7 protein-coding genes and 1 pseudogene are annotated in these 12,214 nt (G+C 39.3%); 5 read left to right on the top strand and 3 right to left on the bottom strand.

Going from position 1 to position 12,214, the window contains the following annotated elements:
- Positions 1 to 197: 197 nt before the first annotated feature.
- Entirely contained in the window at positions 198 to 2,405 is a 2,208-nt protein-coding gene (locus FTV09_RS04550; RefSeq protein ID WP_180056995.1) for a TonB-dependent receptor domain-containing protein, read from the bottom strand.
- Between the two features lie 267 nt (positions 2,406 to 2,672).
- Between FTV09_RS04550 and tig the strand changes: the two genes are divergently transcribed.
- The 4 genes from tig (at position 2,673) to FTV09_RS04530 (ending at position 7,023) form a co-directional block, all read left to right on the top strand.
- Positions 2,673 to 4,004, top strand: coding sequence for a trigger factor (gene tig / locus FTV09_RS04545; protein WP_067763665.1), 1,332 nt, complete (start codon positions 2,673 to 2,675; stop codon positions 4,002 to 4,004).
- A gap of 195 nt (positions 4,005 to 4,199) precedes the next feature.
- Positions 4,200 to 4,805: an ATP-dependent Clp endopeptidase proteolytic subunit ClpP gene (gene clpP / locus FTV09_RS04540; protein WP_067763662.1), complete on the top strand. Its 606-nt coding sequence runs from the start codon at positions 4,200 to 4,202 to the stop codon at positions 4,803 to 4,805.
- A gap of 29 nt (positions 4,806 to 4,834) precedes the next feature.
- On the top strand, positions 4,835 to 6,145 hold the full coding sequence (gene clpX, locus FTV09_RS04535; RefSeq protein ID WP_067763659.1) for an ATP-dependent protease ATP-binding subunit ClpX: 1,311 nt from the start codon (positions 4,835 to 4,837) through the stop codon (positions 6,143 to 6,145).
- A gap of 161 nt (positions 6,146 to 6,306) precedes the next feature.
- Positions 6,307 to 7,023, top strand: coding sequence for a DUF2846 domain-containing protein (locus FTV09_RS04530; protein WP_180056993.1), 717 nt, complete (start codon positions 6,307 to 6,309; stop codon positions 7,021 to 7,023).
- Between the two features lie 105 nt (positions 7,024 to 7,128).
- Here FTV09_RS04530 and FTV09_RS04525 read toward each other — a convergent pair whose 3' ends face one another.
- Positions 7,129 to 8,655, bottom strand: a complete 1,527-nt coding sequence (locus FTV09_RS04525) for a fumarate hydratase (RefSeq protein ID WP_180056991.1) — start codon at positions 8,653 to 8,655, stop codon at positions 7,129 to 7,131.
- A gap of 689 nt (positions 8,656 to 9,344) precedes the next feature.
- Here FTV09_RS04525 and FTV09_RS04520 point away from each other — a divergent pair.
- Positions 9,345 to 9,954: pseudogene (locus FTV09_RS04520) on the top strand (LysE family translocator).
- A gap of 109 nt (positions 9,955 to 10,063) precedes the next feature.
- Here FTV09_RS04520 and pta read toward each other — a convergent pair.
- Positions 10,064 to 12,205, bottom strand: a complete 2,142-nt coding sequence (gene pta, locus FTV09_RS04515) for a phosphate acetyltransferase (RefSeq protein WP_180056989.1) — start codon at positions 12,203 to 12,205, stop codon at positions 10,064 to 10,066.
- Positions 12,206 to 12,214: the final 9 nt, after the last annotated feature.

Genomic DNA, 12,214 nt, shown 5'->3' with positions numbered 1-12,214 from the left:
TGATAGTCCTACTTAATGTAATGATATAACAAGTATTGATTAAGACTATGTTTTTATTAAATATTGATAAAATGTATTGTTTTTTTATGTTTAATTGAGATTATAAATATAGACATGATTGTGAATTAAATAAGAATAAATCGTAAATTGTTGATGTAAAAAAACCTGCCGAAGCAGGTTTTTTTATAAAGTGTTATTTAGAATTTAAAGGTTGTACTTAATTGCACACGGCGACCTTCTTGGGTGTTGCTGTAAATATTATATGGACTACCATTTATAACTTCATACTTATTAAAGTCTTTGTCAAAGATATTATAAAGAGCTACGCCAACATCCCATTTATCATTAACTGCATAATTTGTACCTAAATGCACTAAGCCATAAGCTTCGTAGTCACCTAGGGCATTATAAACGGTCAAATCATCACCCGTTAAATTTGTGGTTTTGAAACGAGAGCGCTCAGTACGATATTCACCACGAAGCCATAAGTCTGCATTGTCTGCTACATTCCACTTTAAAGTAGCATTGAACATATGTTCAGGCGTGTCTTGTAACTTTTTACCTTTGTCTTTGCCTTTAGTTACTTCTGTTTCTGTCCAAGTGTAATTAAAGTTTAATTTCCAATCTTCGGCAAAGCCCCAGTTAATACCTAACTCTGTACCATAAATTTCGACTTCATCGACATTGTCTGGACGAGTAACTGTAAATGCACGATCACTTGATTGGTTCAGCCACTGCCAAGGTGTTCCGAGGCCAGTCAAATAGTCAGCACAGGCTTGGTTGACTAAACACTCTCCTGGTTTTCCACCCGTATTTACAGATGTATCTGTAATTGCACCGCTCACAATTTTGTCTTGAACCGTGCTTAAAAAGCCAGTTAAGTTAATATTTAAATTATTGTTCGGTGTGAAATATACGCCAAGTTCAAAATTATCACTTGTTTCAGGTTTTAGATTTTGATTACCAAAAATAGGTTGAGCCCCTTGACGACCTAAATTCACAACACCATTTGTTAGCTGTTCTAAGCGTGGTGCTTTATAACCTTCAGAGTATCCACCTTTAACCGTCCATGTATCATTAACATTCCATACTGCATAAGCACGTGGGGTAATGAAATCACCAAATGTGTCGTGGTCGTCATAACGTAAACCAAGTGTCAGTGCTAAGTTTGGTAACACATTCCAGGTATCTTCAGCAAATAAACCAATCTGTGTAAAACTTACTTCAGGTTTTGCAGCACGTAATCCATCTGAAACACTGGCATCCCACCATTGTCCCCCAAGCGTTAAACGATGGTTCTCAATTGCATTGACCGATAATTTTGTATCAAAAATCGTATCTTTACTCTCAATTGTTCGTGGAGTTTTTGTGGTTAAATCACCGTTTTGCATACGAGATGGGATAAGGCGGCCGACAGTTTCACTTTCATTTCGAGTCAAACTACTGTCTAAATCACCAATATTTGTACGCCATTGATGGGCAACAACATACTTGTCTCGATTAAACTCCATTTCGTCATCATAACCACCCGCTGGACCGACTGTACCCAATTGGAAGCCGGTAGAGTTTTTAGGGTTTTTATACGATTGACGGTGTGATTCTACATCGAGAGATAAATCATGATTCTCTGTTGGGGTTAAAGTTAAGCGAGCACCCAATGTATCAAGTTTGCCTTCAGATGGATTATTTCCGGTACCTAGAGCAGATTGGTCAATGTCACGTGTAACATTTGATTCATCACGCTCCCAATGCTTGGCACGAATTTGCAAACCTAGCAGATCTTGTACGATTGGTCCTGTAGCGTAAAGGTCGACACTGCGTTGATTACCGAAGTCTGAACTTTTTGGAAGAATAGAGCCTTCTAAACTAATTGAACCTGTCCATTCATGTGATACTTTTTTGGTAATAATATTAACGACACCACCCATCGCATCTGAACCATAAAGCGTAGAGGCAGGGCCACGAATGATTTCAATACGCTCAATTGCAGAAAGTGGAGGGATAAAATTATTCTTCGTTTCTCCAAAACCATTTGGAGTAATGTCACCAGTACTATTTTGACGACGACCATCAATCAAAACTAGCGTATATTCAGAGGGTAAACCGCGGATACTAATATCTAATCCACCCGTTTTTCCCGCTGTAGGGCTAATATCAACACCCTCTACATCACTTAACGCATCAGCAAGAGATGTAATGCGTTTTGTTTTGAAATCTTCTTTAGTTAATACCGTAATTGATGCCGGAGCATCTGTTACTTTTTGTTCAAAGCCCGCTGCAGAAACAACAATGGTTTCCATCTGTTGAGCTTGAGATTCAGTCGTTTCAGCATGTGCGAAACTCGTAGTAGTTACAATTGCCCCAAGTAAAGCCGCTGAAATTGGATTGAGATTAAAGTTACTCATAATAGAATTCCAAAAATGGACGAGATAAAAATATGAAAATGAATATAAATCAAACATCAAGAATAATAGTGAGAAAGTTTCTCATTTTCAATAATTAATCAAAAAAACATCAATATTATTCTTTAAAAAGCTATCAGACGTACGAAAAGAAGGGAGCGCATCGATAGGGTATATAGTGCTATAATCGATTTTTGTATATATTTAAATGTTGTCATATAATGTGGCACTTTTTTTTAAACTGTTAATTAACAAAATATCGAGGAAGCCATGCAAGTAACTTCTGAAGCGGTTTCGGGCGTTGCCCGTCGTTTAACTGTATCTGTACCGACGAGCCGTGTTAACGAGCAATTTGAAGCTCGCTTGAAACGCACTGCCAAAACTGTGAAGATCAACGGCTTCCGTCCAGGTAAAGTGCCTGTAAACGTTGTACGTCGTGAATACGGTGCTGGTATCTATCAAGAAGTTGTGAACGACGTTATTCGTGACACAGTTTTTGAAGCAATCCAACAAGAAAAAATCAACGCTGTTGGTATGCCAAACATCGACAAAACTGAAATGAAAGACGACGCTTTAGTTTTTGAAGCAACTGTTGAAGTTTATCCAGAAGTTGAAGTGAAATTCGAAGGTCTTGAAGTTGAACGTAAAGCAACTGACGTAAGCGACAAAGACGTTGACACAATGCTTGAAAATCTTCAAAAGCAACGTGCTTCATGGGCTGAAACTAAAGGCATGGCTAAGAAAGACATGCAAGTAACTTTCGACTTTGAAGGTACTGTTGATGGTGAGAAGTTTGAAGGCGGCGCTGCTGAAGACTTTAAACTTGTATTGGGTTCAGGTCGTATGATCCCTGGCTTCGAAGACGGCATCGTTGGTATGAAGAAAGGCGAAGAGAAAGTTATCGACGTAACTTTCCCAGAAGATTACCAAGCTGAAAATCTTGCTGGTAAAGCTGCTCAATTCAAAATCACTGTTAAGCTTGTTGAAAAACAAAAACTTCCAGAAATTGATGCTGAATTCCTTAAAATCTTCGGTTTAACTGAAGAAGAAGGCGTTGAAAAACTTAAAGCTGACGTTCGTAAAAACATGGAACGTGAAGTGAAAAATGGTCTTCGTAACCAAGTGAAAGGTGCAACTTTTGATGCACTTGTAGCTGCGAACGAAGTTGAAATTCCAGAATCTATGCTTGCTCAAGAAATTGACCGTCAACGTCAACAAATGATCCAGCAATTCACTCAACAGTTTGGTGCTCAAGGTGCGAAAGCATTTGACTCAAGCATGCTTCCAGATGAATTGTTCAAAGAACAAGCTGAAAAAGCAGTAAAACTTGGCGTATTAGTAAGCAAAGTATTGGCTGATGCTAAACTTGAAGTAGATGCTGCACGTGTTGATGCTTATATCGAAGATATGGCTTCTTCTTATGAAGATCCTAAAGAAGTAATCGAATACTTCAACAACGATAAACAGCAACGCGCTCAAATCGAATCAGTAATTTTAGAAGACCAAGTTGTAGATTATATCTTAGCTTCTGCTAAAGTAACTGACACTAAAGTTAGCTATGAAGACTTATTGAAAGAGCAACAAGCTCGTCAACAAGGCTAATTACTAGCTCTGTAAAAAAAGGCGCATTATGCGCCTTTTTTTATCGCTGCAAGCCCTTATATAAGTTGTCCTAATTTCACAATGCATATGAAAAAAATATCTGTTATTTAATTGGGAATCTTTTGCAATTTCGACAAATATCCCTCATATTGTGATTTATGGGTTGAGTCAGAAAAATTTAGGAATAAATAACGTATGTATGTTCCAACAATTGAAAACGCACTAGTGCCAATGGTAGTTGAGCAATCTTCTCGTGGTGAGCGTTCTTTTGATATTTACTCACGCCTTTTGCGTGAACGTGTGATTTTTTTAACCGGTGAAGTAGAAGATAACATGGCGAACTTAATTGTTGCGCAAATGTTGTTTTTAGAAGCTGAAAACCCAGACAAAGATATTCATTTATATATCAATTCACCAGGTGGTTCGGTGACTGCAGGTATGGCAATTTACGATACTATGCAATTTATTAAACCGGATGTTGTGACTTACTGTATGGGTCAAGCTGCATCAATGGGTGCTTTCCTGCTGAATGCTGGAACCAAAGGTAAGCGTTACTGTCTTGAAAATGCCCGTGTCATGATTCACCAACCGCTCGGTGGTTTCCGTGGTCAGGCATCGGATATTGAAATTCACGCACGTGAAATTCTATTTATTAAAGAACGTTTAAATCGTTTAATGGCTGAGCACAGTGGTCAAGACTATGAAACTGTTGCTCGCGATACTGACCGTGACAACTTTATGACAGCACAAGCTGCTAAAGAATATGGTCTAGTGGATGAAGTTTTATCTAAACGTCCATAAGTTTTAAAAAATTAATTATTGGAGTGAATATGTCCGAACATCCTCAAGGACAAAAACATTGTTCATTTTGCGGTAAAACGCAGTCTGAAGTCGGGAAACTGATTGCAGGTGAGGACGCGTACATCTGTAATGAGTGTGTGGACGTATGTCTTGACCTGGTTCAAACCAGTCAACAAGTTGAAACCAATGACTGGGCGACTCGACCGCTTCCAAAGCCGCATGAAATTCGTGCTGCGCTCGATCAATATGTGATTGGTCAAGATGTTGCGAAAAAGACTTTGTCTGTTGCGGTTTATAACCACTATAAACGTCTGAAAGTCGGTACAAGTGGCAAGAAACCTGAAGATGGTGTTGAGATTTCAAAAAGTAACATCATGTTGGTTGGACCGACAGGTTCAGGGAAGACATTACTTGCTCAAACGCTTGCGCGTCTACTTGATGTTCCATTTGCTATGGCAGATGCAACAACATTAACTGAAGCAGGTTATGTGGGGGAAGATGTTGAGAACATTGTTCAAAAGCTTCTCCAAAAAGCTGATTACGATGTAGAAAAAGCCCAAAAAGGCATCATCTATATCGATGAAATCGACAAAATTACCCGTAAGTCTGAAAACCCATCGATCACACGTGATGTGTCGGGTGAGGGCGTACAACAAGCATTGCTGAAAATGATTGAAGGCACGGTTGCCTCAATTCCTCCTCAAGGTGGTCGTAAGCATCCGCAGCAAGAATTCATTCAGATTGATACCTCGAACATCTTGTTTATTTGTGGTGGTGCATTCTCAGGTCTTGAGAAAATTGTGCAACAGCGTCAAGAAAAAGGTGGTATTGGCTTTACTGCTGAAGTGCGTAAAAAAGATGAAACGAAGAAGTTATCTGATTTGTTCCGTCAAGTTGAAGCGACTGACTTGGTAAAATTTGGTTTAATTCCAGAATTTATTGGTCGTTTGCCTGTCATTGCAACTTTGGATGAGTTAGATGAAGACGCATTGATGCAAATTCTAACTGAGCCAAAAAATGCTTTAACTCGTCAATATCAATACCTATTCGACATGGAAAATGTAGATTTGGTTTTTGAGGATTCAGCACTTCGTGCTGTGGCGAAAAAAGCATTGGATCGTAATACAGGTGCACGTGGTCTACGTTCTATCTTGGAAAATTCATTGCTTGAAACCATGTATGATTTACCAAGCCGTAGTGATGTGGGCACTGTTGTTGTTAATGAAGCGGTAATTAATGGTGAGGCTGCGCCTGAATTTAAAGCAGAGCGTCAACCTAAGAAAACCGAAGAAGTAGCACCGAAGTCAGATTTAAAAGTTGTAAATACTAAATCGGCTTAATCGCTATTCGTCTGAAACGTGTGTAAATCTCAGATTTGCACACGTTTTTTATTTCCAAAAATAAAAGGGCAATGTTAATCTCAGCGAGAAGGTGTGGATGCCTGACAATCAAAATTTAAAACAAGATATGTAAAATAAAAAGCACGCAGTGAGGGATAATCATGCGTAGTGTAACCATTATTCTTTTAAGCAGCCTAGCTTTGTTAGGTTGTCATGGAAAATCTGCTGTCGAACAAAACACAGCTTTAGCCTCAACCCTTAAACCTGTAAATCCAGACCAAGCAATAGGCCATATTGAGCAATATCGTCTAGGGATGTTCACGATTGGCGGTTGGGTCAATCAGAAGCAAGGTAGACATTTTCAGGACGTAAAACCACAGCATGATCAAGCTGCGGTAGTATATTTGTACCGTCCAGATACGAAGTGGAATCGTCAAGAAATTGTCGCGACAAGCTTATTTCTAAATAGTGAACGCATTCCAAGTTTATTGAATAATCATTACTACTGGGTGGAATTGCCAGCAGGAAATTATCGACTGTCTTCAAGCCGTCCTTTAGGGATTAACCATTTTCAGAAACCTAAATATTTAGATTTTACAGTGGAAGCAGGGCAATCTTATTTTATTAAATACGATGAAGAAAATTTATCTTCAAAGCGAACGGTATCAGGCCCGATTTTATTAATGCCTGAAAAAGTTGGGCGTAATGAAATTGCTTATACCGAATTAAAATCAAACAGTTTTAACTTTGTGGCTGAAGATCAAAATTCAGGAAAAGTTCGCCGTAGTGCACAAAAAATTAAAGCACCTCATTATGATCCAGCGGAAGACGTACAGTTGACAAAGCCGTTTAAAATTTGGGATCCACGTACTTGGTAGTTCTGTGATTTTAAGTGATTAAGATCAATTCGTTTTAATTAGCATGAACTAAATCCTGAGCATAAAAAAAGCACCCATTGAGGGTGCTTTTTTTATTTTGGCAAATTAGTTTGCAGCAGCATCAACTACCGGAATTTTACCAATTTTTGCTTGCCAGATTTTTGGTGCAGTCGCATGTACAGATGTACCATTTACGTCTACAGCAACAGATACAGGCATATCTTTCACGACAAATTTGTAGATTGCTTCCATACCTAGGTCAGCAAAAGCAACAACTTCAGCTTCACGAATTGCTTTAGATACTAAGTAAGCAGCACCGCCCACAGCCATTAAGTAAGTCGCTTTGTTGTCTTTAATTGCTTCAACAGCAGCAGGACCACGGTCTGCTTTACCGATCATGCCGTACAAGCCAGTTGCTTCAAGTACTTGACGTGTAAATTTATCCATACGTGTTGCAGTTGTTGGGCCTGCAGGACCAACTACTTCATCACCAACTGGATCTACAGGACCTACGTAGTAAATGAACTTGCCTTTCAAATCAACAGGAAGTTCTTCACCATTGTTGAGCATGTCAACCATGCGTTTGTGCGCAGCATCACGACCTGTATAGATTGTACCGTTAAGAAGCAATGTATCACCTGGTTGCCAAGCGTTCATTTCTTCTTGTGTGATGTTGTCTAGGTCAACACGTTTAGATGTTGATGAATCCCAAGTTACCGCAGGGTAGTCTTCAAGGCTCGGCGCTTGAATCTGCGCAACGCCTGAGCCATCTAATTGGAAGTGTGCGTGACGAGTCGCTGCACAGTTCGGGATCATACCCACTGGTTTACCCGCAGCATGACATGGGTAATCTTTGATTTTGATATCAAGAACAGTGGTTAAACCACCAAGACCTTGCGCACCAATACCTAAAGCATTAACTTTTTCGAAGATCTCAATACGGAGTTCTTCCATTTTGTTTTGTGGGCCACGACGAAGGAGTTCGTCCATGTTGATTTCTTCCATTAATGCTTCTTTTGCAAGCATCATGGCTTTTTCAGCAGTACCACCAATACCAATACCGAGCATGCCAGGAGGACACCAACCTGCACCCATTGTTGGAACAGTTTTAAGTACCCAATCTACGATCGAGTCAGATGGATTCAACATCGCAAGTTTAGACTTGTTTTCTGAACCACCACCCTTCGCAGCAACAGTGATATCGACTTTGTTACCTGGAACAAGTTTGTAGTGGATTACTGCAGGAGTGTTGTCTTTGGTATTTTTACGACCGAAAGCAGGATCAGCTAAAACTGATGCACGAAGAATGTTTGAGTTTTCAAGATAACCTTGACGTACACCTTCGTTGATCGCATCGTCTAGGCTCATGGTTAAATCAAATTTAACGTCTAAGCCCACTTCAAGAAATACGTTCACAATACCCGTATCTTGACAGATAGGACGGTGGCCTTCTGCACACATACGAGAGTTAATTAAAATTTGTGCAATTGCGTCTTTAGCGGCTTTGTTTTCTTCACGGTCATATGCACGGCTCATCGCTTGGATGAAGTCTTGCGGGTGATAGTAAGAAATAAACTGAAGCGCATCTTTTACCGATGTGATCAAGTCATCTTGCTTGATAATAGTTGTCATACAAATATCTCTTGAGCGGGCTGATAGCTAGCGGGCTAAATTATAAGACAAAAAGGCGCTTTTGTGGGTATTTCGCTTAATCTTTGGGCGAAAGTTTAATAGGTTACTTGCTAGATCTTGGTGGTTGTCATAATTGAGCTGAAAATAGCCAATTTACTGTCATATTGAGTGAAATAATTGTCATAAAAAGGACATAAGCGAATATAATATTTTTATAAATAATTGATTATTATTGGTATATCTAGATTTTTTAATATTTCACATTTGTCATATAACTGTCATAAAACTTTTACATAATGACCTCATCAAACTTAGAGTGTGAAATATATGGTTACTCCAGTGTTATCTGTTATTGGTTTTTCTCTGTTTATCGCAGCAACTTGGTTCTACGGTCAACAAGAAGATCAAGCCTAAAGCTTTATCTTCTTTTTTTTTTGCTTTAAATTTTAAAAAAATAAATACAAACTGATCTTCAAATCTTCAAATCTTCAAATCTTCAAATCTTCAAATCTTCAAATCTTCAAATCTTCAAATCTTCAAATCTTCAAATCTTCAAATCTTCAAATCTTCAAATCTTCAAAGCTTCAAAGCTTCAAATCTTCAAATCTTTTGCTCATTTTCTATTGAATTTAAATTTTGCATGAAACGTTATATGCTTTGATTCAAAATTTATGCAGATGTGATGCATGATGCTTGAGTTTCTTCTCCCATTTTTAATCGCCATCTTTCTATTAACCGTTACTCCTGGCCTTGATACAGCATTGGTCATTCGTACGGCTGCCGTACATAAAGTGAAAGGCTTTGCAAGCGGCGCTCGGAATCACCTTTGGTTGTTTTGCTTGGGGAGTTTTGGTGGCTTGTGGCGTGGGAGCATTGCTGGCAAGCTCAGAGTTAGTATTCAATATCATGAAATGGGTGGGCGCAATCTATTTGCTGTGGTTGGGCTTTGGATTGTTGTTTAAACCTCGTCAAGTGATGGATATTTCAGTAGATAGTCCTGCTCAAGAAAATGTATTTTTAAAAGGACTTTTAACGAATATTTTAAAGCCTAAATTTGGTATCTTTTATGTGTCCTTCCTGCCGCAATTTGTTCTAAGTAGTGAGCATACAACGATGTGGTTATTTGGAATGGTCTTGGTACATGTTGTCTTAGGGTTATTGTGGTCGTTGTGTTTGATTCGCTTGATGAAACCTATTTTGAAATTGATTTTACAACCTAAAAACTTAGCGAAGATTTATCAGGTTGCAGGTGTAGTTTTTATTATATTTGCACTGAAACTCGCAGTAACACCTCGATAGTGATACTTGAATACATTTTTGAAAACTAAAAAAAGAAAATTTATAAACCTCATAAAAAAACCACCCTATCTTACGAACGGGTGGTTTTTTTAAAGGCTAATCTTAAAAGTTAAGCACTTTGTTGTTCAGACTGAATTGCGGTTAAGGCAATGGTAAATACTATATCATCGACCAACGCACCACGTGACAAGTCATTTACAGGCTTGTTTAAACCTTGCAGCATTGGACCAACGCTGACAACATTTGCAGAGCGTTGAACTGCTTTATAGGTTGTATTACCTGTATTTAAGTCCGGGAAAATAAACACATTGGCACGACCAGCCACTTTAGAGTCAGGTGCTTTTGAACGTCCAACACTTTCTACCGATGCAGCATCGTATTGAAGTGGGCCATCAATTAATAAGTCAGGACGACGTTCTTTGGCAATACGTGTTGCTTCAGCGACTTTTTCCACTTCGGCACCTGCACCTGATGTTCCTGTGGAGTAGGAAATCATGGCGATGCGTGGATCAATACCAAAAGCTTTTGCTGAATCTGCAGACTGAATCGCAATCTCCGCGAGTTGTTCTGCATCTGGATCTGGGTTAATTGCACAGTCTCCATAGACATATACTTCATCAGGTAACAACATGAAGAATACTGAAGATACCAACGAATAATCTGGTGCAGTTTTAATCAGCTGGAAAGCAGGGCGAACCGTATTGGCTGTGGTATGAACAGCACCTGACACCAAACCATCCACTTGATCCAGCGCTAACATCATGGTGCCGAGTACGACGGTATCTTGTAGTTGATCCTTCGCTTGAAGTTCGTTTAACTTGCCTTTACGCAGCTCAACCATTTTCTCAACATAGTTGTCGCGAATTAGATCTGGATCAATAATTTCTAAATCATGTGGCAATTCAATGTTACGTGCTTTAGCAACTTCAACGACAACTTCTGGTTTTGCCAAAAGAATACAATGCGCAATACCACGTGATTGGCAAATTGCAGCCGCTTGAATGGTACGTGGCTCATCACCTTCAGGCAGTACAATGCGCTTTTTCGCTGCAATCGATTTTTGTACCAATTCATGGCGGAATGCAGATGGAGAAAGACGAGGTTGATAAGAACCATTCAATATTTCAGTAATCCAATCTGCATTGATGTGGCTTGAAACAAAACGTGTGACTTGCTCGCCACGTTTAACATCATCCACTGGAATTTCATTGCCTAAGTTTGAAAGCTGCTGCGCCGTTTCAAAGGTACTTAAAGGCGTATGTAAAATTGGCAGCCCTTGTTTGATTGCTGTTTGGCAGAAGTCCAAAACTTGTGGATTTGGTTGATGATGTTCAGTTAACACTAAACCAGCCAAAGGAATACCGTTGCTGCTTGCTAAGCTAGACGCCAACAATACATCAATACGATCTGATGCACTGATGATGAGCTCACCTGCGACAAATTTATGTAATTCATGTTCAATATTTGATGCAATCAGGCTGCTATGTAATACACGACGGTGAGCCGCATCGCCTTGATTAATCCAATCTGCTTGAATGTGTACAGCCAAATCTGACATGCGTGGTACGCTCAGTGTATTGCTGAACGGAACTAAACCAATTACAGGTAATTGTGTGCTACCAATTTGTGGATGTGTGCTTTGAATTGACGCAACAAATTTTTCTGTATCACTGATTAAACGTAAACTTGGATCAATGGTAACAGGAATCTGTGCAGAGTCTTCTGGTAGGCCACGAGTACGCATAAACAATACACCAGCGGTACGTTCAGATGCAGCACCACCAAATTGACGGACTAAGTTATCAATTTTATCGGCTGTTTTTGCAGGATTATTAATGTCTGCTGTACCAACAATAATCACTTTGGCATCAAGGGCTTTAGCGAGTGTTGCATTTAACTCTGAAGCGAAAGTATCACGGCTGCTTGGTAATAAACCTTCAACAATGATCAGGTCGTGCTTTTTGGCAATTTCACGGTGTAAGCGAACAGCTTCTTCAAGCAATTCATCACTTTCACCTAAATTGAGCTGTTGAACAACAGTTGCATGGCGTATTGGTTCAACAGTTTCACTGTTAAAAAGATGACGATACAGGGCAGTGGTACGATCGAGTGAGCCTGCATCGCTTTCTTGTGAAAATGGTTTGAGAAAGCCAGCTTTGACACCTTGGCATTCCAATGCATAAATTAAGCCTAAGCATGCAGATGTTAAACCTACACCTTCCCCAGTTGGCACGAGTAAAATTGTTTTCATACAGTGTCT

The organism is Acinetobacter sp. YH12227 (assembly GCF_013417785.1).
Taxonomy (GTDB): domain Bacteria; phylum Pseudomonadota; class Gammaproteobacteria; order Pseudomonadales; family Moraxellaceae; genus Acinetobacter; species Acinetobacter gandensis.
This window is presented reverse-complemented; position numbering and strand designations above follow the sequence as displayed.

What these genes read in the sequence shown, in the direction of transcription:
- clpX (WP_067763659.1), top strand. Translation starts at nt 4,835, where the DNA reads ATGTCCGAACATCCTCAAGGACAAAAACATTGTTCATTTTGCGGTAAA.
- clpP (WP_067763662.1), top strand. Translation starts at nt 4,200, where the DNA reads ATGTATGTTCCAACAATTGAAAACGCACTAGTGCCAATGGTAGTTGAG.
- FTV09_RS04530 (WP_180056993.1), top strand. Translation starts at nt 6,307, where the DNA reads ATGCGTAGTGTAACCATTATTCTTTTAAGCAGCCTAGCTTTGTTAGGT.
- tig (WP_067763665.1), top strand. Translation starts at nt 2,673, where the DNA reads ATGCAAGTAACTTCTGAAGCGGTTTCGGGCGTTGCCCGTCGTTTAACT.
- FTV09_RS04525 (WP_180056991.1), bottom strand. Translation starts at nt 8,655, where the DNA reads ATGACAACTATTATCAAGCAAGATGACTTGATCACATCGGTAAAAGAT.
- FTV09_RS04550 (WP_180056995.1), bottom strand. Translation starts at nt 2,405, where the DNA reads ATGAGTAACTTTAATCTCAATCCAATTTCAGCGGCTTTACTTGGGGCA.
- pta (WP_180056989.1), bottom strand. Translation starts at nt 12,205, where the DNA reads ATGAAAACAATTTTACTCGTGCCAACTGGGGAAGGTGTAGGTTTAACA.